General features: G+C 71.9%; 21 protein-coding genes. 5 read left to right on the top strand and 16 right to left on the bottom strand.

All coding sequences use genetic code 11. The features are described from left to right. Genes ACIB24_RS10625 through ACIB24_RS10615 form a run of 3 tightly spaced genes read right to left on the bottom strand, consistent with a single transcriptional unit; the run spans position 1 to position 3,663 of the window. On the bottom strand, positions 1–1,179 hold the full coding sequence (locus tag ACIB24_RS10625) for a glycoside hydrolase family 1 protein (protein ID WP_398279350.1): 1,179 nt from the start codon (positions 1,177–1,179) through the stop codon (positions 1–3). Further along, positions 1,172–2,431, bottom strand: coding sequence for a cytochrome P450 (locus tag ACIB24_RS10620; RefSeq protein WP_398279347.1), 1,260 nt, complete (start codon positions 2,429–2,431; stop codon positions 1,172–1,174). The genes ACIB24_RS10625 and ACIB24_RS10620 overlap by 8 nt, the downstream gene beginning before the upstream one ends. Continuing rightward, positions 2,431–3,663 (bottom strand): cytochrome P450, encoded by a 1,233-nt coding sequence (locus tag ACIB24_RS10615; RefSeq protein WP_398279344.1) that lies wholly within the window; start codon positions 3,661–3,663, stop codon positions 2,431–2,433. The genes ACIB24_RS10620 and ACIB24_RS10615 overlap by 1 nt, the downstream gene beginning before the upstream one ends. Positions 3,664–3,776: 113 nt before the next feature. On the opposite strand from ACIB24_RS10615, the gene ACIB24_RS10610 reads away from it, so the two are divergent. The 3 genes from ACIB24_RS10610 to ACIB24_RS10600 are packed head-to-tail and all read left to right on the top strand — an operon-like array spanning position 3,777 to position 7,323. After that, entirely contained in the window at positions 3,777–4,529 is a 753-nt protein-coding gene (locus ACIB24_RS10610; protein WP_398279341.1) for a glycosyltransferase family 2 protein, read from the top strand. After that, on the top strand, positions 4,526–5,725 hold the full coding sequence (locus ACIB24_RS10605; RefSeq protein ID WP_398279338.1) for a cytochrome P450: 1,200 nt from the start codon (positions 4,526–4,528) through the stop codon (positions 5,723–5,725). Before ACIB24_RS10610 ends, ACIB24_RS10605 begins: the two co-directional genes overlap by 4 nt. 26 nt (positions 5,726–5,751) lie before the next feature. Next, the gene (locus ACIB24_RS10600) at positions 5,752–7,323 is read left to right on the top strand and encodes a class I adenylate-forming enzyme family protein (protein WP_398279336.1); all 1,572 of its coding nucleotides are present in this window, start codon (positions 5,752–5,754) and stop codon (positions 7,321–7,323) included. On the opposite strand, the gene ACIB24_RS10595 is transcribed toward ACIB24_RS10600, so the two are convergent. From ACIB24_RS10595 to ACIB24_RS10580, 4 genes are all read right to left on the bottom strand, one after another. Beyond that, complete coding sequence (locus ACIB24_RS10595; protein WP_398279333.1) at positions 7,304–8,482, bottom strand: RtcB family protein; 1,179 nt, start codon at positions 8,480–8,482, stop codon at positions 7,304–7,306. The genes ACIB24_RS10600 and ACIB24_RS10595 overlap by 20 nt on opposite strands. 42 nt (positions 8,483–8,524) lie before the next feature. Then, a complete protein-coding gene (locus ACIB24_RS10590; protein ID WP_398279331.1) occupies positions 8,525–9,358 on the bottom strand; it encodes an HNH endonuclease in 834 nt (277 codons plus the stop codon). Next, a complete protein-coding gene (locus ACIB24_RS10585; RefSeq protein ID WP_398279328.1) occupies positions 9,309–9,638 on the bottom strand; it encodes a hypothetical protein in 330 nt (109 codons plus the stop codon). Before ACIB24_RS10585 ends, ACIB24_RS10590 begins: the two co-directional genes overlap by 50 nt. A 150-nt stretch (positions 9,639–9,788) precedes the next feature. Beyond that, positions 9,789–10,766 carry an HIRAN domain-containing protein gene (locus ACIB24_RS10580; RefSeq protein ID WP_398279325.1) on the bottom strand — a complete coding sequence of 326 codons (978 nt, stop codon included), beginning with the start codon at positions 10,764–10,766 and terminating at the stop codon, positions 9,789–9,791. Between the two features lie 110 nt (positions 10,767–10,876). On the opposite strand from ACIB24_RS10580, the gene ACIB24_RS10575 reads away from it, so the two are divergent. Further along, positions 10,877–11,263 (top strand): allophanate hydrolase-related protein, encoded by a 387-nt coding sequence (locus ACIB24_RS10575; protein WP_398279322.1) that lies wholly within the window; start codon positions 10,877–10,879, stop codon positions 11,261–11,263. Between the two features lies 1 nt (position 11,264). Here ACIB24_RS10575 and ACIB24_RS10570 read toward each other — a convergent pair whose 3' ends face one another. The 9 genes from ACIB24_RS10570 to ACIB24_RS10530 are packed head-to-tail and all read right to left on the bottom strand — an operon-like array spanning position 11,265 to position 21,414. After that, entirely contained in the window at positions 11,265–11,828 is a 564-nt protein-coding gene (locus ACIB24_RS10570) for a hypothetical protein (RefSeq protein ID WP_398279320.1), read from the bottom strand. Beyond that, a complete protein-coding gene (locus ACIB24_RS10565) occupies positions 11,828–13,849 on the bottom strand; it encodes an ABC transporter ATP-binding protein (protein ID WP_398279317.1) in 2,022 nt (673 codons plus the stop codon). Before ACIB24_RS10565 ends, ACIB24_RS10570 begins: the two co-directional genes overlap by 1 nt. Next, positions 13,849–15,585, bottom strand: a complete 1,737-nt coding sequence (locus tag ACIB24_RS10560; RefSeq protein ID WP_398279314.1) for an ABC transporter ATP-binding protein — start codon at positions 15,583–15,585, stop codon at positions 13,849–13,851. The genes ACIB24_RS10565 and ACIB24_RS10560 overlap by 1 nt, the downstream gene beginning before the upstream one ends. Positions 15,586–15,616: 31 nt before the next feature. Beyond that, on the bottom strand, positions 15,617–16,252 hold the full coding sequence (locus ACIB24_RS10555; protein ID WP_398279311.1) for a TetR/AcrR family transcriptional regulator: 636 nt from the start codon (positions 16,250–16,252) through the stop codon (positions 15,617–15,619). Between the two features lie 24 nt (positions 16,253–16,276). Next, entirely contained in the window at positions 16,277–17,035 is a 759-nt protein-coding gene (locus ACIB24_RS10550) for a MerR family transcriptional regulator (RefSeq protein WP_398279308.1), read from the bottom strand. A gap of 30 nt (positions 17,036–17,065) precedes the next feature. Further along, positions 17,066–17,827 (bottom strand): ABC transporter permease, encoded by a 762-nt coding sequence (locus ACIB24_RS10545; protein WP_398279305.1) that lies wholly within the window; start codon positions 17,825–17,827, stop codon positions 17,066–17,068. Beyond that, positions 17,824–18,756, bottom strand: a complete 933-nt coding sequence (locus ACIB24_RS10540) for an ATP-binding cassette domain-containing protein (RefSeq protein ID WP_398279302.1) — start codon at positions 18,754–18,756, stop codon at positions 17,824–17,826. Before ACIB24_RS10540 ends, ACIB24_RS10545 begins: the two co-directional genes overlap by 4 nt. Positions 18,757–18,797: 41 nt before the next feature. Beyond that, positions 18,798–19,454, bottom strand: a complete 657-nt coding sequence (locus ACIB24_RS10535) for a hypothetical protein (protein WP_398279299.1) — start codon at positions 19,452–19,454, stop codon at positions 18,798–18,800. A gap of 7 nt (positions 19,455–19,461) precedes the next feature. Continuing rightward, positions 19,462–21,414, bottom strand: coding sequence for a M13 family metallopeptidase (locus ACIB24_RS10530; protein WP_398279296.1), 1,953 nt, complete (start codon positions 21,412–21,414; stop codon positions 19,462–19,464). Between the two features lie 115 nt (positions 21,415–21,529). Between ACIB24_RS10530 and ACIB24_RS10525 the strand changes: the two genes are divergently transcribed. Next, the gene (locus ACIB24_RS10525; protein ID WP_398279293.1) at positions 21,530–24,088 is read left to right on the top strand and encodes an AMP-binding protein; all 2,559 of its coding nucleotides are present in this window, start codon (positions 21,530–21,532) and stop codon (positions 24,086–24,088) included. Position 24,089: the final 1 nt, after the last annotated feature.

Raw genomic sequence — 24,089 nt, 5'->3', positions numbered from 1 at the left:
TCAGGCGTGCGCGTGCCGGATCGTGTCGATCAGCTCGGCGTAGCGGCGGGCGCTGGCCCGCACCCGACGCTCCATCGTCCTCCGGTCGACCTCGACCAACCCGAACCGGGGGCCGAAACCGTGGTCCCACTCGTAGTTGTCGAGCAGGCTCCAGTGCAGGTACCCGCGCACGTCGACGCCCGCCGTCAGGGCCTCCGCGAGGCTGCGCAGGGTGGCCTCGATGTACCAGGTGCGGCGTGAGTCGTCGGCGTCGGCCAGCCCCGACTCCGTGACGTAGAGCGGTAAACCGTACCGGGACAACGACTCGAGCACCGGCCCGTGCAGCTCCGGCACCAGGGGCCAGCCCATGTCGCTGCGCGGCACGTCCGGGCCGCGGCGGGGGCCGACGGCCACCCGGTTGTAGTACTGGACTCCCAGCCAGTCGCAGGTCGGGGTGAGCCGGTCGAGGAACCAGTCGTTGTACAGCCGCGACGCGGCCCGCGCGACCGGCTCCAGCACGGAAGTGGTTGCCACGAAAGGGTTCTGGCTGCAGCAGTAGCCTATCGAGAACCTGCTGTCGGCCTGCCGCAGAGCCGCCGTGGCCAGCCGGTGCCCGTCAGCCAGCCCTCGTCGCACCCGCAGGTAGCGCCGCACCGCCAGCCGTCCACCCCCGGGCCACACACCGGCCAGGCACGTCTTCATCGACAGCACCTCGGGCTCGTTGAGCGTGCACACCGACTCGACCCGCCCGCGCAGGGCCTGGCCCACCACACCGCAGTAGATCCCGAACCGCTCCGCCACCTCCGGGGCCGACCACCCGCCCGCCGTCGCCACCCAGCGCGGGAGGGTGAAGTGGTTCAGGGTGATCATCGGCTCCAGGCCGAGCTCGCGGCAGGCGTCGACCACGTCCGAGTAATGCTGCAACGCATCGGGATCGTAGACGCCGGGCCGGGGCTCGACCCGGGCCCACTCCACCGAGAACCGGAACGCGTCGAGCCCCAGGGAGGCGGCCAGCCGCAGGTCCTCGCGGTAGCGGTGGTAGTGGTCGACCGCCGCGCCGCTGACCTCCGGCACGTGCCCGGGTTCCCACGCCGTCCAGTCGTTGTCGTTGCCACCCTCGACCTGGTGCGCGGAGACCGCCGCGCCGAACAGGAACCCCGGGGGGAAGGCCCTCCCGAAACCCGTCGCCGAATCAGTCACAGCGCACGGTGAGCCGGCGGTAGGCCGGGTTGATCACGCCGACCGAGTAGCGCCGTCCGGTCACCGTCCAGGGCCGGCCCACGGCGATCAGCTCGCGCAGGAACATCGCGATCTCCGCCCGCGCCACGGGCGCCCCCACACAGATGTGCCGGCCCGCGCCGAACCACAGCTGCTGGTAGCCCGGCCCGGGGGCGCGCGTCACGTCGAACGGCCCGCTCGCGTTGTTGGCCGTGTGGATGAGCATCAGCACCCGGTCGCCGTCGTGCAGCTGCCGCCCGTGCAGCGCGACGTCACCGGTGACGTGCCGCCCGACCACCGTGGCCGGTGAGGTCACCCGCAGCACCTCGCGGACGACGTCCGCCAGTTCGGGCTCGGGCAGCTCGCCGCCGTGGGCGGCGGCCGAGGCGAGAACCCCGTGCTGCTGGCCGGTGTCGTGCAACAGCGCCACCGCCCGCGTCATCGAGGTGGCGCCGGTCTCGGTGGCCGCCACGAGCATCAGCACGCACAGGCCGCGGGCCTCGGCGAACGACAACCCGATCTCGCGGCAGCGGCCCAACATCGTCGTGTCCGGCGCGGTGCGGAACGCCCGCTCCATCCCGACGGCGAGCCGGTCGACCAGGCGCCGGCTCTCGGCGATCACCGCCTCGTCCTGGTGCGTCGACATCAGGGTCTTGATCGCCAGCCCGGTGAAGTCGCGCACCACGTCGAATACCTGCTGGTACGAGTCGTCCTCGGGGGCCTGTGGGTCGTGTCCGGCGCGCGGGGCGAAGTCGGTGGTGCGGGCCAGGTCGAGCCCGACCAGGTCGGCGGCCATCCGGCCGACCAGCACGCGGGTGACGTAGGCGACGTCCACCTCCTCGCCGGCGGCCAGCCGGTGCCGCATCCGCGCCAGGGCCGGCCCGAACGAGCTCTCCACCAGCGCCCACGAATTCGCCTCGGTGAAGAGGTCTTTCGTCCGCAACCGGGTCGAGCGGTGCCCGGCGTCGGTGAACATCTCGTCCACCTCGGCGCCCAGCACCTGCCGCCACAGGTGCCCCGAACCGCCCTCCTCGAACACCGTGAAGTGGCGGGCATCCGTGAGGACCGTGCGGGCGACGTCCGCATCACTGACCACCCACCCGAGCTTCGGGAACCGGCGTACCGGGCCGAACACGGCCCCGGCCCGGAACAGGGCCCAGGCGCCGGGCCGGGCCAGGTACTGCAGCCGGGCCTCGTGCCGGTGGGCCGCACGCAGGTTGGTCAAAGTGCTCATCAGGACTCCAGTTCCACCACGAGCTTCGCGTACGCGGGGGTCAGCACGCCGCGGCCGTACCGGCGCTCGACGACCCGCCAGGGCGAGCGCAGCCGGGCCATCGCCTCGAGGAACACCCCGATCTCGGCGCGGGCCAGGGGTGCGCCCATGCAGATGTGGCGGCCGCCGCCGAACCAGACCTGGCGGTTCTCCGGCACCGGGTCGCGGTCTAGGTCGAACCCGCCCGCGGCGTTGTTCGCCGGGTGGATCAGCAGCAGGACCCGGTCGTCGGCGCGCAGCGTCCGGCCCTCGACCGTGACGTCGCCGGTGACGTGGCGACCGATGACCGGCGCGGGTGAGGTGACCCGCAGCGTCTCGGCCACCGCGACCGCCAGGAGAGTCTCGTCGTCCGGGGCCGCCCGCAGCCGGTGCTGCAGGCCCGTGTCGTGCAGCAGGGCGAGCGCCCGGGTCATGGACGTCGCCCCGGTCTCGGTGGCCGCGACCAGCATCATCGCCGCCAGGCAGCGGGTCTCGCCGACGGTCAGGCCGACGTCGCGGCAGCGGCCGATGACTGTGTCCGGCGCCGCCACGCCGAAGGCGGCGTCGATCCCACCGGTCAGCTCGGCCAGGTAGCCCTGGGCGGTGGCCACGGCGTCCGCGGGGACCTCCGTGGACCCCAGCGTCCCGAGGGCGAGCGTGGTCAACCGGCGGACCAGCTCGAAGATCGCGCGGAACCCGTCGTCCGGATCGCCGTCCGAGGCCGGGGCGAACCGGGGGTCACGGGTCAGGTCGACGCCGACGATGTCGGCGGCCATCCGGCCGACCAGCACCCGGGTGGCGTCGACGACGTCCACCTGCTCCCCGGCGTCCAGGCGTTGCCCCAACCGGGTCAGGGTGGGGCCGAACGACCGCTCGACGATGCCCCGGGAGTTCTCCTCGGTGAACAGGTCCCGGGTCCGGCGACGGATGTCCCGGTGCCCGGCGTCGTTGAAGATCGCCTCGGCGTCCGGGCCCAGCACCTGCGACCAGAGGTGGCCCGCGCCGCCCTCTTCGAAGACGGAGAAATGGGTCGAGTCGGTCAGCACGCCGCGGGCCACGGCCGGGTCGCTCACCACCCAGCCCAGCCGGGGGATCCGCCGGACGGAGCCGAGCCGGGGGCCCAGCCGGAACAGCAACCAGGCCGCCGGTCGGGCCGCGAACAGCAGCCGGGACTCGTGCCGGCGGGCGGTCCGCTGCAGGTCGAGGGCGGTCACCGGGCGGATGATGCGCTACGACCGCCGCACGGGGCAAGAGCACCTCGGCGTAGCCGTTGACCCGTTCACAGGCGACTCCTACCGTGTGGCTCCGGTTACCGGATGGGGTGTTCATGGGGTTCGAGGGGCGACTGTTCGTCGTCATCCCGGCGTTCAACGAGGTCAAGGGCATCACCAGGACGTTGGAGGCCCTGGCGGCGCAGGGGGACCGTGACTTCGAGCTCGTCGTGGTCGACAACGACTCCACCGACGGGACGGCCGAGCTCGTCCGGGCCTTCCCGGGGCTGTCGGCGCACGTCATCCACGAGGCGCAGAAGGGCACCGGGGCTGCGGCCGACACCGGGATGCGCGCCGCGATCGAGCTGGGAGCCACCCATCTGGCCCGCACCGACGCCGACTGCCTGCCGCTGCCGGACTGGACGGCGGCCGTCAAGCGCGCCTTCGGTGAGGGGCTCGACCTGGTCTCCGGCCAGCTGCTGCCCCGTCTCGACGAGCCGGACGTGAAGCGTTACCAGCGCTGGGTGCTGCTCGGCGCCGTCGAGCTGGCCTCCGCGGTCGGCAAGGTGCGCCCCGGCAACCGGGACCCCGAGTACCTCGGGCCCTACGTGATGACGCCCGGCTGCAACATGGCCATCACCGCCGACCTGTACCTGAGGGCGGGCGGGTTCCCGCGGACCAAGATCGAGGACCTGCACGAGGACCGGGCGCTGGTCAACGCGGTCCGGAAGCTGACCACCGCCTACGGGTTGCGCCGCTACGTACGGGTGCGCGGCTCGTCCCGCCGGGTCGGCGCCTGGGGGCTGAGGAACACGCTGGCCTGGTACGCCGACCACCGGTACCGGCCCGAGCACGTGGACATCCGGTGAGCGGCCCGTCCGATGCGTTCGGCGGGGACGTCGTCGACCGCTGGGAGCGGAAGGTCCAGCTGGGGGCCCACCCGCTGGCCTACCCGTTCATGCGGGCCATCGCCCGGCGCGGCCCGGTCGTGCGGGTCCCGCGGATCGGGGTGGTGGTCAGCGACGCGACGCTGGCCCGACAGGTGATCACCGACACGGAGACGTTCAGCAAGGCCGCCAAGGGCTCGCCCGCCGACCTCTGGACGCCGGTGCTCGGCCCGGCGGTCCTGCTGAACATGACCGGCGACGACCACGCGCGGATGCGCAAGCAGCTGTCCGGGATGTTCACGCCCGGCTACGTGCGACGGGTCTGCGAGCGGACGCTGTCGGGCGTGCTCGAGCGGATGCGCGCCGACCTGGTGGCGGGCCGGGAGGTGGACGTCGTGCTGCAGGCCCGGCTGTGCGCCGGGGCCGTGATCAGCGAGATGGTCGGGATGCCCTACGATCCGGAGGCTTTCGAGGACCTGTACGAGCGCACCACCAGCATCACCGGGCTGGTCCGGTTGCACCGGGCCGGGTTCACCCGCAAGCAGGTCGTCTACGCGCGGTCGGTGCTCGACGAGCTCACCGCGCCGGCCGAGATCGCCTACCACCGCACGGACGTCGAGACGGTCGCCGGCCGGATGCGGGAGCTCGGGCTCAGCCCCGAGGAGGCGCGCTCCACCGTGGCCGCGTTCGTGCTGACCGGCACCGAGACCCTGGTGTCCTTCATCCCGCGCCTGATCGCGATGGCCTACGACGGCGGCTGGCTGGACCGGATGGCGTTCCAGCCCGAGGTCGTGGACCCGGTGGTCACGGAGGCGTTCCGGGTGGCCGTGCCCTCGCCGGTCATGTTGCGCGGGGTGGTCGCGGAGGGACGCGTCGGGTCCGTCGACGTGCACCCGGGCGACCGGATGGTGATCTCGACGCTGTCGAGCGCGCGGGCACTGGGCGGTTTCGACCCGGACCGCCCGCACCCGCCGGCCCTGCGCCAGCTGTGGTTCGGGGCGGGCGTGCACTTCTGCCTCGGGATGCCGCTGGCGATGGCCGAGATCACCCGGGTCCTGGACACGGTGCTGGCGGCGCGGCGAGAGGTGAAGGGGCTGGACGTCGTCCGCCGGGAGGTGGGCCGGCACCGGATGATCCCGGGGTACGAGACGCTGTTCCTGCAGGCCCGGACCACGTGAGCTCAGACCGCGTGAACTCAGACCGCGTGAACTCAGACCGCCTGAACGACGTCCTGGCCGACCTCTTCGCGGCCTGCGACCGGCACGGGCCGCTCCCGGCGCTCAGCACGGAGGCGTCCGGGACGTTGACCTACGGCGAGCTGGCTGCGCAGGTGCGCTCGGTGGCCGCGGGGCTGCGGGCCCGGGGGCTGCAGGACGGCGACCGCGTGCTCTACTCGGTGCGTCCCGAGCCGCTCGGCGTCGTCCTGGCGCTGGGCATCGTCGCCGCCGGGGGAACGGTCGTCTTCGCCGACCCGGGAGTCACGCCCTCCCTGTTCGCCGCGCGACTCGAGTTGGCGGCCCCCCGGTGGGCCGCGAGTGAGTCGCTGCTCTACTGCGCGAGTGGTTTCCGGCTCACCCGGGCGCTGGCCCGGCGTCGTGGGCTGCTGCTGCCCCGGCTGAGTTCCCTGACGTTGCAGCACCTCTACGTCGGCCGGTGGTTGCCCGGCGTCCCGCGCGGCGCGGTGAACGCCCGCGACCTCCTGACCGCGGCACCCGCTCTCGAGGTGTCGGCCGCGCCCGAGCAGGAGGCCGTCATCGTCTTCACCTCGGGGACGACGGCGGCGCCGCGGGCCATCGTGCACAGCCGGGGTTCGCTGGGGGCGGCCGCCGCCTCCATCCGCCGGCGTTCGCCCGCCGGCCCGGGGGACGTCGTGCACACCGACCAGCTGATGGTCGGCCTGCCCACGCTGACCACGGGCGCGCACTGGACCATGCCGCCGTTCGGGCTCGCCGCGCGGGCCGACGTCGTGCGCTACGCGGCCGGGCTCGCCCGGGCCACGGCCACGTTCACGGTGCCCGCCGACTTCGCGGTGCTGCTCGACGCGGTCGAGGCCGGAGTCGTGCCCGCGCCGACGGCGCTGCGCCGGGTGCAGCTCGGGGGAGCGCCGGTGCTCGCCCCGCTGCTGGAGCGGGCCGCGAAACTCCTTCCGGGCGTGGAGTTCGAGGCGGTCTACGGGATGACGGAGATCGTCCCCGTGACCGTCGTGTCGGGGGCCGAGAAGGTGGCCTTCGACGGGCCCGGCGACCTGCTGGGGGAGCCGCTGCCCGGGATCGGGGCGCGCATCGCGGACCACGGGGAGCTGCTGCTGTCCGGGCCGCCGCTGGCCCCGGCCATCCTCGGGGAGGGGCCGCTGCGCGAGCACCCGACCGGCGACCTGGCCCGGTGGGACGGCGACCGGCTCGTGCTGGTGGGCCGCAAGAAGGACATGATCATCAGGCGGTGGACGAACGTGTACCCCGGCCTCTACGAACCCGCCCTGTCCCGGTTGCCCGGCGTCGCGGCCGCGCTGCTCGTCGGGCTGCCCGACGAGGTGGGTGACGAGCGCGTGGTGCTGGCCGTCGTCCCGGAAGGTCTTGCCGGAGAGTCCGACTCCGATGTGCGGGTGCTGCCGGACGACGGTCTCGCGGCCCGCGTGCGGGCCGCGGCCGCCGACGTCCTGGACGTCGACGCGATGCCCGACGACGTCGTCCTGATCTCGGCGGTGCCGGTGACCGGCCGGGCCCGTAAGCCCGACCGGCCGGCGCTGCGGGAGCTGCTCAGTCGCCCTTCACGTTGACGAGCTGCCGCAGCGTGTGCCGGATCTCGACGAGGTCCTCGGCGTCGGCCATGACCTGATCGATGTCCTTGTACGCCGCGGGGATCTCGTCGACGAAGGCGTCCGTGTCCCGGTACTCGATACCCGCCATCGCCTTCCGCAGGTCCACCTGCGTGAACTGCTTCCGGGCCGCCGACCGGCTGTACTGGCGACCGGCGCCGTGCGGGGACGAGTTGAGGGACAACGGGTTGCCCTTCCCGGTGACCACGTAGCTGGCGGTGCCCATCGAACCCGGGATCAACCCGGGCCGGCCGGCATCCGCCTTGATGGCCCCCTTCCGGGACACCCACACCGTCTTCTTGAAGTGCTCCTCCTGCTCGGTGAAGTTGTGGTGGCAGTTGATCGACTCGTCCGCAACCACGGGCTCGCCCATGAACTGCCCGATCACGTCCACGACCCGGTCCATCATCTCGGCCCGGTTCTGGAACGCGAAGTCCTGCGCCCACCGCATCTGCCGGATGTAGGCCCAGAACTCGTCGGTGCCCTCCACCAGGTAGGCCAGGTCCGGGTCGGGCAGCTGGATCCACCACTGCCGGCACAGCGCCCGGGCGACCGCGATGTGGTGCTGGGCGATCTTGTTGCCCACACCCCGGCTGCCCGAGTGCAGGAACAACCACACCCGGTCGGTCTCGTCGGCCGTCACCTCGATGAAGTGGTTGCCCGACCCGAGCGTGCCCAGCTGGAGCCGCCAGTTCCCGGCGTACTGCGCCGGGTCGAAGCCCAGCGAGGCCGCCTGGTCGGCCAGCGCGTCCGTCCGGGCCCGGGCGGTGGTCGTCAGCTCCCGGTTGTACCGGCCGGCCGACAGCGGCACCGCCGCCTCGATCCCCTCCCGCAGCGCGCTCAGCGACCCCACCGCCAGCACCTGGCCGACGGACCACTGGGTGCGCACGGCGACCATCCCGCAGCCGATGTCGACGCCGACCGCGGCGGGGATGATCGCCCCGAGGGTCGGGATCACGGACCCGACCGTGGCGCCCTTGCCCAGGTGGGCGTCGGGCATCAGGGCCAGGTGCGGGTGGATGAAGGGCATGGCGGCAGCCTGCTCGGCCTGCGCCCTGGTCTTCTCCTCCAGGATCGAGGCCCAGCTGAAAAGCCGCTTGCTGAGCTGGTTCACGGTCATGGTCGACGATGATGACGGATGAACCCCACTTGGGCACATGAATTACGCGCGCGCCGCCTTGGCGAGGTTGCAGGCCTGGCAGAGGCCTTGGGCGTTGTCGGCGCACGTCTTTCCGCCGGCTGCGGCCGGGGTGATGTGGTCGATCTGGCGGATGGGCGCGGCGCACCAGGGCGTGGTGCAGTACTGGTCCCTGGCCACGACGAATCGGCGCAGTCCTTCCGGGAAGAACCTGCTTCGCGATTCCATCGCCACCAGTTGCCCGGTGTCGGGTTCGGCCCACAACCTTCGGATCCATCGTTGCGCGTCTCGGTCGGGTGGGTCGGCCAGCTGCCGGGCCAGCGGTGCCGGTATCGGCCCGAACCCGTTCACGTGCCCCGGCTCGTCACCCCCGCCCAGCGTCCGAGCCGGTATCACCAGCTGCACCTCGACCGGCACCGGTTCACTCGAACCCAGGACCCGCTCGCGCAGGGTGTCGGCCATGACCTGCCCCTTGCTACGCCCATCGCCAGGGTCGACCGCCGCCGCATCCGCCGCCCGGGTCAACGCGGCGTAGACCGCGACCCCTTCGGCGACCGGCAGGACCGCGGTCAGGATCGTCATGCAGTCCGGCGCCGGCCGCAGGCTCACCCGCCGCTGCACCTGCGCGGCCTTCGCCCGCTTGTAGGCCAGGCCCGGTTCGAGCGCGAACCCCAGCTTCCGCGCCTGACGCGCCACCCCGGCGTCCCCGACCCCCGACAACCGCAGCCGGGCATCCACCAGCGCCCGGTTCTCCCGCGACAGCAACGCCGTCTCGCGCACGGCGATCGTGGCCCGCCACTCGTTCGTCTCACCCGCCCGCAACGCCGCCAGGGTGCAGGGCATCTCCTCGACCAACACCCTCGCGACCCCGACCAGCGGTGCGGGTCTTCTGCGGCGACTCGTGCCGCGCCGCGGCCACGTCGGCCACGACCCGCCGGGACTCCTTACCCACCGCATACACGACAGTCGTCTCGGCCTGCACCGCAGCCGCCGCCGCCTTCAGGACCTCCAACGTCTCGATCAGCTCCAGCCGACCGGCATCATCCGCGGGCAGCTCAGCGCCGACGAGCCAGTCCGTGAACTCACGGACCTCGGCAGCCGTCGACGGCAAGGCGTGTGGGAACTCAAGAACAGCCACCACGCACCCCGTTTCCCCGCCGAGCCCCTCGAACCTCTGTTCGATTCTTGCCCATCACCCGGCCCGGCGCAATACCTCACGCGAATCTGTGGACAACCCCAAAAGTATTACAGATGAGTGGGTTTCCCTCTTGCTCCGATGCCTATCGGCCTAGCCAGCTTCCACTTCGAGCTTCGACAGTGCTCTGTTGCGTCGCTTCAACAGGTCTTCCACGGCATCAACGCGCACAGCGTCCTGGCCGTAGAGTGCGAGGCCCCGTTCGGCCCACCACAGACACGCTGTCCAGTTCTTGATCTTCTGCTGACGGATGGCCATCTGGCGATAAGTCTCGAGCAGCGGGACCTTGCCCCACTTCCGGCGGAAAGCCGCGCAAATGGTCTCCATCTCGGCGTCGTGCCGACGGCAGGCGTCGTCATACCGCGCCAACGCATCGTCGCGTAGTTCTCGCATGCGGTACAGGCGCGTCTCGAGTTCTGAGAACTGAAAGTGCCTGTCCAGCGGGTCGGGGTCCTGAGCCAACTGTCGTTCCAGGTAGTCGACTGCGAGTTCGTCACCATTCGGGATGCCGTGATACCAGGAGAGGTCGTACGTGTCGTCGTCGAGATCGGATGCCCAAGCCTCGGTCAATCCCGTGCGCATCGAACCCAGTGGATCGACCGCGACCGCCCGACTGCGGTCCCCGTAGGTCGGCCCTGAAGGAGGGGTGACCCCGAATGCAGCCGGATCGTGTTGCAGCCATACGCCGAGACGACCCGGGCCGTCGTCGTAATACCCACCACCGACGATCACGCCTCGCAGGGCCACCAGGCCACCGCAGGCACGCATCAGACCGTGCAAGCCCGAGAGATACTGTGCAGCCTGCCCTCTTGAAAGGTAGCCGACGACACCGCCTCGGACTCGTACTGCGATGGCGTTGGCGTCGAAAGGATTGTCCGGTTCGGGGACCAGAACAGCAATGATCGGGTGCCGGACCCGCTGGCCTGGTCGTGCTCCGCACAGTCGCCAGAGCCAGTCCTGGTACTGGGATTCGCCCACGACCTCCAGGTCGTCATATCCCTCATGCAGTACTTCAGCGGCCGATGCCGCTCCGGCTCTCGCGCCACCACGAATCCTGTCGAGTAGTCCCATTCCTCGCCCCGTAGCTGCGGTCCTGATGCGATCGGACGATCATGGCACTGCTACGTCCGCCGTAGGGGCTCCTGGGCGAATCCCTGTGTCTTCAGGACAGGATGTCACCCATGGACCTGGTCAGGATGTTCGTCAACGGGCAGGGCATGCGCGGCGGCGAGTTCAACGACGCGTTTTCCGACGCCCGCTTCGTTGGGGAGGTGTTCAGCGCGCCGCGGTACCGCTTCTACGCGGTCCGGGACACGTTCCCCGGGCTGCACCCGGCGCAGGAGCCCGAGCTCGGACGACGGGTGCTCGGCGAGGTGTACGAGTTGCCGTACCTGATGCTCGCCGAGCGCCTCCTGCCGCGCGAACCCCCGGAGCTCGAGCTGACCGTCATCGAGCTGGAGGACGGCACCGGCTCTCTCTCGATGCGGATGCGTGACGACGCGGTGGGCGCGCCCGGCGTCGTCGACATCAGCGACGTCGAGGGCGGCTGGCGCGCCTACCGCGGTTGAGTCATTCCAGGGAGGCGAAGGTTGCCTGCTCCGAACGGAACTCCTCGGTGCCGTCGACCGGGGCGAGCTGGATGACGAAGTCGGGCAGAGCGTAGGACGACAGGTTGCCGTCGGAGTCCCTCGACTCCGGATCGTCCTCCCACGCGAGGAGCGCCGCCCGCACGGCGTACAGGCCGGGGACGAGATTGACGGTGACCGGCGCGTCCTCAGTGTGCCCGACGAATTCGATCCCGCTCAGACAGACCGTGCCGACCGGACGGCGCCATCGCGACCGCCGGTCCGTGACCGACAGCAAATACGGCTCGCTCGTGACGACCGTGTGCCGGGCTTCCCGCTCGGTCGGACGGTTCGGTGCCGTCACGAGCCGGACACCGTAGGCGCCGTCGTGACCGATGTTGACCGGCACCAGTTCGCCGCCACGGATTGCCTCCGCCAGGCGGTCCTCGACGCGCCGCTCCCACTCGGCGTAGCCGTCGACCCCTGCGAACGTCCCGGCATCCCACAGGGCGAGCATGCCCGCGCCGGTGTGCGCGGTCGTGGTGACCTCCGCCGGAGAACCCGGCATCAGTCCACCTCGACCGCGGCCTGAGCGAACTGGGCCGAGTAGAGCGCCGCGTAAGCCCCACCTGCGGCCAGCAGCTGCTGGTGCGTGCCCTGCTCGACGATCGCCCCGCCGTCCATCACCAGGATCACGTCGGCATCCCGGATGGTCGAGAGCCGGTGCGCGATGACGAAACTCGTGCGCCCGGCGCGCAGCGAGTTCATCGCCCGCTGGATCAGCACCTCGGTGCGGGTGTCGACCGACGACGTCGCCTCGTCGAGGATCAGGATGGACGGCTCGGCGAGGAACGCCCGGGCGATGGTGATCAGCTGCCGTTGCCCGGCGCTGACGTTCTCGCCCTCGTCGTCCAGCACGGTGTCGTAGCCCTCGGGCAGTGTCCGGACGAACTGGTCGACGTGCGTGGCCTGGGCGGCCGCGACGATGCGCTCCTGCGAGACGTCGGGCGACCCGTAGGCGATGTTGTCCGCGATGCTGCCGCCGAACAGCCAGGCGTCCTGCAGCACCATGCCGGTGCGGGCCCGCAACTCCTCCCGGTCCATGGTGGCGATGTCGACGCCGTCGAGCCGGATCTGCCCGCCGGTCACCTCGTAGAACCGCATCAGCAGGTTGACCAGCGTGGTCTTGCCGGCGCCGGTCGGCCCGACGATGGCCACGGTCTGGCCGGGTTCGACGGACAGCGACAGGTCGTCGATCAGCGGCTTCTCCGGGTCGTAGCGGAACGACACGTGGTCGAACTCGACGCGCCCCCGTACGTGCGTGGGTCGGGCGGGGGAGGCCGGCTCGGCGCTCTGCTCCTCGGCGTCCAGGAGCGCGAAGACCCGCTCCGCGGAGGCGATCCCGGACTGCAGCAGGTTCGCCATCCCGGCCACCTGCGACAGCGGCTGGCTGAACTGCCGGGAGTACTGGATGAAGGCCTGGACCGACCCCAGCGACAGCGACCCCGACGCCACCCGCAGGCCGCCGACCACGGCGACCAGCACGTAGTTCAGGTTGCCGATCAGCATCATCGACGGCTGGATCAACCCGGACACGAACTGCGAGCGGAACCCGGCGTCGTACAGCGCCTCGTTGTGCTCGTCGAACGTCCGGCGGGCCTCGTCCTGCCGGCCGAACGCGGTGACCAGGGCGTGCCCGGTGTAGACCTCCTCGATGTGGCCGTTCAACCGGCCGGTGGCCGCCCACTGCTTGATGAATTGCGGCTGGGCCCGCTTGCCCAGGAAGCTGACCACGAGGATCGACACCGGCACGGTCACCAGCGCGACGAGGGCCAGCAGCCAGGAGATCCAGAACATCATGGCCAGCGTGCCCACGATGGTGAGCAGGGAGTTCACCATCTGGCTCATGGTCTGCTGCAGGGTCTGGGCCAGGTTGTCGATGTCGTTGGTGACCCGGCTGAGCACCTCGCCGCGCGGGCGCCCGTCGAAGTACGACAGCGGTAACCGGGACAGCTTGTCCTGGGACGCGCCGCGCAGGTCGCGCATCGCCGACTGCACGGCGGCCGTGGTCAGGCGGGCCTGCACGTACATGAACGCCGACGCGATCACGTAGATGACCGCCACGAGCACGAGAACCCTGGCCACCGCTGCGAAATCGATGCCCGTGCCGGTACCCAGGTCGAGGGAGCGGAACAGGTCGGCCTGGGTCGTGTTCCCCTGCGCCTCCAGGCCGGCGACGGCCTGCTCCTGGGTCACGCCGCGTTCGGCCAGCTGCCGGTTGATGACCCCGGCGAAGATGAGGTCGGTGGCGTGCCCGAGGATCCGCGGCCCGAGCACCGAGAAACCGACCCCGATCGCGCCCAGCACAAGGGCGCAGAGCACGAGAACCCGCTGTGGGCGCAGCATCCGGACCAGCCGCCGGGCGGAGCCCTTGAAGTCGAGCGCCTTCTCGGTGGAACGACCGCTCATGAACGCGGCGGGGCCGCCGCGGAAGCCGGGACCGGCGGCCGGGCCGGGACCGCGCGGTGGGCCTCCGGCCGGGGGACCTCCGGCCGGTGAGCCGGGCCGCTGCGTGGTCGAGCTGCTCATCAGGCGGCCTCCTGCTCGGTCAGCTGGGACAGGACGATCTCGCGGTAGGTCTCACACGTCTCCATGAGCTCCTCGTGCCGTCCGGTGCCGACGACGCGCCCCTCGTCGAGGACGACGATCCGGTCCGCGTGTCTGATGGTGTTGACCCGCTGCGCGACGATGAGCACCGCAGCGTCCGAGGTCCGGCGCATCAGCGCCTGCCGCAGCGCGGCGTCGGTGGCGTAGTCGAGGGCCGAGAACGAGTCGTCGAACAGGTAGAGCGCCGGACGGCGTACGAGGGCCCGCGCGATGGCCAGCCGCTGCCGCTGCCCGCCCGACACGTTCGTCCCGCCCTGGGCGATCGGCGTCTCCAGCCCCTCCGGCATCGCCGAGACGAAGTCCCGGGCCTGGGCGACGTCGAGCGCCTCCCACACCTGCTCGTCCGTCGCCGCGGGATCGCCGTAGCGGACGTTCGAGCCCACGGTGCCGCTGAACAGGTAGGGCCGCTGGGGGACCAGACCGATCGACGACGCGAGCACCGCCGGGTCGAGTTCGCGGACGTCGACGCCGTCCAGCAGCACCTCGCCGGCGGTGACGTCGGCCAGCCGGGGGATCAGATTGATCATCGTCGTCTTGCCCGCGCCGGTGCTACCGATCACCGCGGTCACCTGGCCGGGTTCGGCGACCAGCGAGACGCCGTGCAGAACGGGTTCGTCGGCGCCGGGGTAACGGAACTCGACGTCCCGCAGCTCCAGCCGGCCGCGCGACCGGCCGGCCGGAAGCCGCGGCGCGACGGGCGGTTCGAGGCTCGACTCGGTGTCCAGCACCTCGACGATGCGTTCGGCCGAGGCCTCGGCGCGGGGGAGCATGACGAACATGAAGGTGGCCATCATGACCGCCATCAGCATCTGCATCAGGTAGCTGAGGAACGCCGTGAGGGCCCCGATCTGCATGCCGCCGGAGTCGATCCGCAGCCCGCCGAACCAGATGACCAGCACGCTGGACAGGTTGATCACGAGGATCACCAGCGGGAACATCATCGACATCAGCCGGCCCATGGCCATCGACACGTCGTACAGGTCGTCGTTGGCGCCGGCGAAGCGGCGGCGTTCGAAGCCGTCGCGGACGAAGGCCCGGACCACCCGGACGCCCGCGATCTGCTCGCGTAGCACCCGGTTGATGCCGTCGACGCGGTCCTGCATGTCGCGGCCCAGCGGGCGCATCCGGCGCACGATGGCGGCCACGCTGAGGCCCAGGACGGGTACGACGAGGACGAGCAGCAGCGACAGCGGCGCATCCTCGTGCACGGCCATGATCGCGGCGCCCACACCCATGATCGGAGCGGCGGCCATCATGGTCAGCCCCATCAGCGTCAGCATCTGGACCTGCTGGATGTCGTTGGTGGAGCGGGTGATCAGCGAGGGCGTGCCGATCTGTCCGATCTCCCGGGTGGAGAACCGCTGCACCCGGTCGAAGACCGCGGCGCGCAGGTCACGGCCCAGCGCGGACGCCGAGCGGGCCCCGGCGTACACCGCGCCCACCGTGCAGATGCCCTGGACCGCGGACACGGCGAGCATCCAGGCGCCGAGGCGCCCGATGTACCCGGTGTCGCCCGTGACGACGCCCTTGTCGATGATGTCGGCGTTGAGCGCCGGCAGGTAGAGCATCGCCATCGTCGCCACGACCTGCAGGGCGACGACAGCGGTGATCCAGGAGCGGTACGGCTGCAGCTTCTCGCGCAGCAGGCCCGTCAGCATCCTCTGATCCTCCCCAGGTGAAGCATTGCCATCAAATGGATTTCAAGGAACCGTGCAGGAACAGGTCGATCAGCTCGGCCATCTCGGCGGCCTCGTCGTGCTCGCCGTCGCCCAGGCTGCCGGGGCGGCCCTGGGACATGGCCAGGAATGCGAAGGCCCGCGCGGCGGTGGGCAGCGGCACCCGGAAGCGGTCGGCGTCCGGCTCCATCAGGACGACGAGCCGCGCCGCGGTCCGGGCCAGCGACTCCTCACGGCTGCGGTGCAGCTGCAGCCGCTTGTCCTGACTCGCGGGGTCGTCGCGGGCCACCTTCAGGCCCGACATCATGAGCGCCTGGACGACGACCCCGACCCGCCGGGCGTGGGCCGTGAGGGTGAGTGCAGCCTCCAGGAGCCGCTCCTCGAGCGTCTGCTCGAGCTCGATCGCGTCGAGTGCCTCGTGCACGTACTCGGGGCGCATGGCCTCGGTCATGCAGGCTCGCAGCAGGGCCGCCTTGTCCTCGAAGGCCCGGAACACGGTGGCCTCGCCGATGCCCGCCGCGCGGGCGATCTGCTGCGTGGTGACCCCGGGCCCGAGCTCCGCCACCAGGGGCAGGGCCGCGCGCACGATCATCTCCCGGCGTTCCTCGAGGGACATGCCGGGCGCGCGCCGACGGGGGGTCTCGACCACGGCACCACTATGCGGAGTGAGTACTCACTCCGTCAAATCACGGAGGTCGCTCCACCCGGTCAGACCTCGTTCCTGGGCTCGTTCGGCGACCCGCCGCCAGGCGGGGGAGGAGCTGAGGACGTAGGAGTCGATCAGGCCGACCATCACGTCGTCGGGGGTGGCCGCCTCCGCGGTCGGGGCCGGTGAATCCCGCACGAAGGCGGCCAGCTCATCCGCGATCCGCTCGATCCGGGGATCGTCCACGTCGGCGTCGAAGAGCTGGTCGAACCCGAGGTACAGGGACCGGAACCGCTCGTCCTCCAGCCCGGCCCGCTTCTCCGCGATCCAGCCCTCGATCACCTCCGGTGTGCGGGCGGCGATCAGGATCCAGCCCTGCCGTTCCATCTCCACAGTTCGCTCGCTGACCCCGATCCCGCGCAGCAGCTCGAGGTAGCCGACGACAGCCTCCGGCAGCCCCAGGGTCTCGCCCGACGCAAGCAGCGCCACGCTGCGTCGGTGCTTCTGGAGCTGCCGGATCCGCTGCCGCAGATCGCCGTCGATCTCGGCCAGCGCGGCGGTGAAGTGGGCGTCGTCGGCGGCCAGCAGGTCCTTCACCCGCGCCAGGGGGACACCGGCCTCGGCCAGGGTCCGGATCCGGATCAGGTCGACGACGGCCTGCGCGTCGTAGCGTCGGTAGCCGCTGGGGTCCCTTTCGGGCTCCGGCAGCAGGCCGCGCGCGTGGTAGTGCCGCACGGCCCGCACGGTGACTCCGGCGAACGCCGCCAGCTGGCTGATCGTGATCACGGGACGACGGTAATCGGCCGGGCGGCCGGCTCAGCCGACCACACGGGACCGGTAGAGGCGCCGCGCCCACAGGTATCCGAGCGCCGCGATCCCGGTGGACCAGCCGAGCGCGAGCCAGACGTCGGACGCCTCGACTGCGCCCGCCAACGATCCACGCACCGCTTCCATCACCGGGGTGAACGGCTGGTACTCGGCGAACCAGCGCAGCCCGGCCGGCATCGAGTCGGTGGGCACGAAGCCACTGCCCAGGAACGGCAGGAAGACCAGGAACATGGGCGTGTTGCTGGCCGTCTCCACACTGTCGGCGGCCAGGCCGAGCGCCACCGTCAACCAGGTCAGCGCGAACCCGAAAGCGCCCAGCACACAGACGGTCACGAGCCAGTCCGGAACCCCGGCCGACGACCGGTAGCCGAGGGCGACGGCCACGAGCGCGCTGACCGCGACGGCGAGCGCCGTCTGCGCCATCGCACCGAGCACGTGCCCGGTGAGCACCGAGGCCCGGGCGATGGCCATGGTCCGGAACCGGGCGATCACCCCGCCGGTCATGTCCGTCGCGATCGAGACCGCCGTCCCCAGCGCGACGCTCGCCACGGCGATCACGAGGATCGCCGGGACGATGTAGATCAGGTACTGCGACCGGCCGCCGCCCAGGCTCGCGCCGAGGCTGCCGCCCAGCACGTAGACGAACAGCAGCAGGAACAGGACCGGTTGGGCCAGAAGCATGATCGTCAGCGACGGGTAGCGGCGCATGTGCAGCAGCTGCCTGCGGAACATGGTCAGGCTGTCTCTCATCGGGAGCCTCCGGTCAGGGCCAGGAACACGTCGTCCAGGTCGGGGGTGTGCAGGCTGAACGTCTCGACGGATGCGTCGTCGAGGTGGGACAGGGCGGCCCGGACGGCGCCGAGCCCGTCGGTCGGTACGCGCAGCTCGAGCGCGTCCGGGTCGGTCTCGACGCCGCCGTGGCCGGCGTCGGACAGGGCGGCGGCGGCCGCGTCGAGCGCGGCCCGGTCGGTGAGGACGACGTTCAGGTGGCCACCGGGGATGCCGCGCTTGAGCTGGGCGGGGGTGCCGTCGGCGACGATCCGGCCGTGGTCGAGGACGGCGACCCGGTCGGCGAGTGCGTCGGCCTCCTCCAGGTACTGGGTGGTGAGGAAGACGGTGACCCCGCCGGCCACCAGCTCCCGCACGCCCTGCCAGAGGTCGCGCCGGCTGCGCGGGTCCAGCCCGGTGGTCGGTTCGTCGAGAAAGATCACCGGTGGGCGACCCATCAGGGTCATGGCCAGGTCGAGGCGCCGCTTCATCCCACCCGAGTACGTGCTCGCGGGCCGGTGCGCCGCCTCGACGAGGTCGAACCGCCGCAGCAGGTCGGCCGCCCGGCGGTCGCGTTCGGCCCGTCGCAGGTGCAGCAGATCGCCCATGAGGCGCAGGTTCTCGGCACCGGTGAGCAGCTCGTCGATCGCCGAGAACTGCCCGGTGACGCCGATTCTCGCACGGACGTCGTCCGCCTGGGAGACGACGTCGTGGCCGCCGACGGCGGCCGTCCCGGAGTCGGGGAGCAGGAGGGTGGTGAGGATGCGCACGGTGGTGGTCTTCCCGGCGCCGTTGGGCCCGAGCAGCGCGAAGACGCTGCCGACCGGCACGTGCAGGTCCAGGCCGTCGAGGACCTTCCGCTCCCCGAAGGAGAGGGTCAGCCCGGCGGCTGTGATCGCTTCTGTACTCATGCGAGCAGGGTCGGGGGTTGACCCTGCGTCAAGGTCAAGCGTCAGGTGAAGGCGTTGTCCGTCGAGACGACGTAGGCGTCGTAGAAGGCGCCCGGGTCCTCGGTCATGTCCTCCCGGAGGATGGCGGCCGTGCCGCCGAACGGGGCCAGGACGCCGCTCAGCTCGCGGGCGAGGCCGGGCCGGGCCTCACCGCGGTCGGGCCAGTCCACGGTCAGCGTCTGGTCGATGGAGAAGGTGGCCACGCCGCTGACCCGGGGGAAGTGCCACCCCATCGGCGACCAGTCGTCCGTCCGGTCCTTCCCGCCGTGCCCGTTGCCGCACCAGACCAGGACCCGGTGGCCGCCGTCGGCGACCGCCGCCAGGTTCTGGGCCTGGGCCAGCTCCCGCCGCTGCCCGAACTCGGTGCTGCCGGCCTCCTCGCGGGTCATCCGGTCCCAGTCGGCGACGATCTCGTAGGGGTGCACACTCCAGCCGAGATCCTTGGCGGCGCGGGGCAACTCGTCGTCGGTGATGGACTCGACGGCCAGCCGGCGGACGCCGAGCGCGTGGGCGGCCCGGACCATCGCGACGCCGACCCGACGGGTGCGTGGGCAGTACCGCGCCCCCGCCCGGGCCTCGTTCAGCATCACCACTGCGGACCGCTCGAAGGCGACCCGGGTCAACTCCTCGACGGTGAGCCAGGGGGCGGCACCTACCACGGTCCGTCTACCAAATGCGCACCCGGTCGGCCTCGTCCAGCCACAGCGCGTCGCCCGGCGTCACGTCGAACGCCGCGTGGAAGGCGTCGATGTTGCGGACCACCGCGTTGCAGCGGAACTCCTCGGGCGAGTGCGGGTCGAGCGTCAGCCGGCGCTTGACCTCCTCGTCGCGCGACTTGCCCCGCCACGCCTGCGCCCACGCCCAGAAGAAGCGCTGGTCGCCGGTCATCCCGTCGAGCTGCGGGGGCCGGGCCCCGTCCAGGGCGATCCGGTAGGCCGCGTAGGCGATCGACAGCCCGCCCAGGTCGCCGATGTTCTCGCCGATGGTCAGCTCCCCGTTCACGTGCTGGCCCGGCGTCTGCCGCGGCTCCAGCGCGTCGTACTGGGTGATCAGCGAGCTGGTGCGCTTCTCGAACTCGGCCCGGTCGTCGTCCGTCCACCAGTCGACGAGGTTGCCGTCGCCGTCGTACTTCGAGCCCTGGTCGTCGAACCCGTGCCCGATCTCGTGCCCGATCACCGCCCCGATCGCGCCGTAGTTGACCGCGTCGTCGGCGTCGATGTCGAAGAACGGCGGCTGCAGGATGGCGGCCGGGAAGACGATCTCGTTCTGCACCGGGTTGTAGTAGGCGTTGATCGTCTGCGGGGTCATGAACCACTCGTTGCGATCGATCGGCCCGCCGAGCTTGCCGAAGTCGCGGTTCAGCTCGAACTCCGCTGCGCGCCGGGCGTTCCCGACCAGGTCGTGGCGGTCGATCTCGAGCGCCGAGTAGTCGCGGAACTCGTCGGGGTAGGCGATCTTCGGGGTGAACGCGGCCAGCTTCGTCAGGGCCCGTTGCCGGGTGTCGGGGCCCATCCACTCCAGCTCCGAGATGCTCTGCCGGTAGGCCTCGACCAGGTTGGCCACCAGCTCCTGCATCCGCTCCTTGGCGGCGGGGGAGAAGTGCCGTTCCACGTAGAGCTTCCCGAGCTCCTCGCCGAGGGCGCCCTCGACCATGCCCAGCGCGCGCTTCCACCGGTCGCGCAGCTGCGGGGCGCCGGTCAGGGTGCGGCCGTAGAAGTCGAAGTTCTCCTGCACGAAGGCGTCCGACAGCAGCGACGCGGCCCCGGTCACCTGCCGCCAGGCCAGCCAGGTCTTCCAGTCCTCCAGGGGTTCCTGCGCGAGCAGCTGCGACAGGCCCTCGAAGAACGGCGGCTGCCGGACGACGACCTCGTCGAAGGCGCCGTCGGGGGCGCCCAGCGCACCGGCCCAGGCCGACCAGTCGAAGTCGGGGGTCAGCGCGGCGAGTTCGGCCCCGGTCAGCTTGGTGTAGGTCTTGTTGGCGTCGCGGTTGGTCACCCGGTCCCAATGGTGGCTCGCGATCTTCGTCTCCAGCGCCAGGATGCGCTGCGCGCTCCCGGCCGGGTCGGGACGGCCCGCGAGGGTGAGCATGCGCTCGACGTGGCCCAGGAACTTCTCCCGCACCTGCGCGTGCTGCTCGTCCCGGTAGTAGGACTCGTCGGGCAGGCTCAGCCCGCCCTGCCCGACGTACACCACGTAGGTGTCGGACTGCTTGGCGTCGTTGTTGACGAAGAAGCCGAACGGCGCGCCGCTGCCGGCCCGGTCGAGCTCACCGAACAGCCGCACCAGCCCGGCCCGGTCGGTGACGGCGTCCACGGCGGCCAGGTCCTCGGCGATCGGGGTGATGCCGCGGGCCTCGATCCCCTCCTCGTCGAGGAAGGAGGCGTACAGGTCGCCGACCTTGCGGGCGCCCTCGCCCTCCAGCGCGTGGATGGCGGCGGCCTCGGCGATCTTCTTCAGCTGCTCCTCGGCCGCGTCGCGCAGCGCGTAGAACGTGCCGTGCGAGGCGCGGTCGTCGGGGATCGCGAACTCGTCCAGCCATCGGCCGTTCACGTGCCGGAAGAGGTCGTCCTGCGGCCGGACGCCGTCCAGCACGTACGCGCTATCGATCCCCGACTTCATCGGTCTCCTTCTGCTGGTCCTGGTGTCCAAGTATGCCTGTTCGACCCCCCACCGCCCGGGTGACGGGGTGGGCGACCGGGCCCGCGCCGGGCCACGCCCGGGGACACTCGGGTTCATGTCGGTCGTGAGCCCGGGGGCCGTGGGACGGGCACCCGTTCGGGTGATCCGTCCGCTGGCGTCCTCCGACGTGAACGACGGCGTCCTGGCCCGGCTGCGGGCGGTCGTGGCCGCCCAGCCGGAGGCGCTCGCGGTGTGCGACGCCGACCGGCGGCTCTCGTACCGGGAGCTGGCGACGGTCGCCGCGCACGTGCGCGCCCGGGTGGCCGAGGCGCTGGACGACGGGCCGGGCGGCCGGAGGCCCGGCGAGCCCGTGGGCGTGCTGTTCGGGCACCACGCCGGGGCGGTCGCCGCGGTCCTCGGTGTCCTGGCCTCGGGGCACCCCCTGCTCGTGCTCGACGCCCGCACCCCGGCGGCGAGGCTGCGCGGCCTCGCGGAGCGGGTCGCCGTCCGGTACGTCCTGAGCGACCCGGGCCACGCCGGGGTCGCGGCCGAGGTGGTCGAGCACGTGCTCGTCGTCAGGCCCGATGAGGCGGCGGAGGCCCGCCCGAACCCCGAGGGGCTGTTCACCGACCCGCCCGACCCGGCCGCGCCCGCCGTCCTGTCGTTCACCTCCGGCTCGACCGGACGCCCGAAGGTGGTCGTCACCGCGCACCGGCAGCTGGTCGGGGACGCCTGGGCGAACTCGACGGCCGGCGGCTGCTACGACGCCGACGACGTGGTGGCCCACACCCTGCCGATGGCCTTCCACGCGGGGCTGATGGCGACGGTCGCCGGTCCGCTCGTGGGCGCGACGCTGGCGCTGTACGACGTCCGCGAGTCCGGGCTCGCCGGCCTGCCGGAGTTCCTGGCCGCCCACCGGGCCACGGTCGTGCACGCCAGCCCGGCCATCCTGCGCGGGCTGGTCGAGGCCCGTCCCGACCCGGCTCAGCTGACCACGGTCCGCTCGCTGACCACGGCCGGCGAGGTCGTGCACGGGCGGGACCTGGCCGCGGCCCGGGCCGTGCTGCCGGCGGGGTGCACCTTCTACAACCGGTACGGCTCGTCCGAGACGGGCCTGATCGCGCAGTACGTGATCGGGCCGCAGGACCCGACCCCGGAGGGGCCCGTGCCGGTCGGGACCCCCGTCGGGACGACGCGGGTGGTCCTGGTCGACGACCACGGCGACGAGGTGCCCGCGGGCGTGAGCGGGACGGTCGTCGTCCGGCGGGAGCACCTCGCCGACGGTTACGCCGGCGACGCGGCGGCCACCCGGTCGGCCTTCGGCCGGTCCGAGGGCCTGCGCAGCTTCCGCAGCAGCGACCTGGCGCGCTGGGACGACGCCGGCCGGCTCGTGCTGCTCGGCCGCCGGGACCACAGCGTGAAGGTCCGCGGGTACCTCGTGGAACCCGGTGAGGTCGATGCGGTGCTCTTCGCGATGCCCGACGTGCGGGAGGCGCTGGTCCTGGGCCGGCCCGACGCGCTGGGCGCGATGCGGCTGGTCGCCTACGTGGTGGCCCGCCCCGGCGCCGTGCTGAACGCGGCGACGGTCCGGGCCCGGCTGCGGGAGACCCTGCCCGCGTACATGGTTCCGGCCACGGTGGTGTTCCTGGAGGCGTTGCCGCGCACCGAACGCGGCAAACTCGACCGGTCCGCGCTGCCCGACCCGCCGCCTGTGAGCCCCGGGCGCAGCGACGGCAGCGACGGCACCGACGTCAGTGACTGGGAACGGGTGGTCGCCGACGCCTTCGCCGCGGCGCTCGGGCTCGACGACCTCGGGCTCGACGACGACTTCTTCGAGCTGGGCGGTGACTCGCTGGCCGCCGAGGCGCTGGTCGCGACGCTGGCGGACCGGGTCGGCGTCGACCGGGGGACGGTGACCGGCAACCTGCTGGCGCAGGCTCCCACGGTGCGGCAGTTCGCGGCCCGGCTGCGTCGCCGCCCGGAGCCGGGCGCCGACGTGCTCGTCCCGGTCCAGCCGGCCGGCTCGCGGCCACCGCTGTTCGTCGCGGCCGGTGGGGGTGGGCTGGGGCTGACCTTCATGGCGCTGGCCCGTGCGCTGGGTCCGGACCAGCCGGTGTACGCGCTGCAGGCCCGCGGGCTGGAACGGCGGGCGGTCCCCGACTGGTCCGTGGCGGCGATCGCCCGGCGTAACGTGCGCGAGCTGCGCCGGGTCCAGCCGCACGGGCCGTACCGGCTGGCCGGGCACTCGTTCGGTGGGCTCGTCGCCTACGAGATGGCGCAGCAGTTGACCCGGGCGGGCGAGGAGGTGTCGATGCTCGTGGTGATCGACTCCTTCCCGCCCGACCCGGCGCTGTTCGTCCCGGACGGGACGCTGACCTGGAAGGACGCACTCGGCCTGCCCCTGACCGGCCTGCGCGGGGCACCCGACGAGCAGTACTGGCGGTTCTACCGGCTGTCGGGTGTGCTGCACCGCCGGTACCGGGGGCGGCCCTACGCCGGGCCGACCGTCGTCCTCGTGGCCGAGTCCCCGCAGAAGGTGGAGCGTTCGGCGTGGGGGCGGTTCCTGACCGGTCCGTGGCGGTTGGCCGAGGTGGCGGGTGATCACCTGTCGGTGCTGCGCGAACCGTACGTCGCCGCCACCGCCGCGGTGATCGCGGCGGCGCTGGAGGAGTAGG

The organism is Spongisporangium articulatum, from assembly GCF_044465595.1.
GTDB classification, from domain to species: Bacteria; Actinomycetota; Actinomycetes; order Actinomycetales; family Kineosporiaceae; genus Spongisporangium; species Spongisporangium articulatum.
This window is presented reverse-complemented; position numbering and strand designations above follow the sequence as displayed.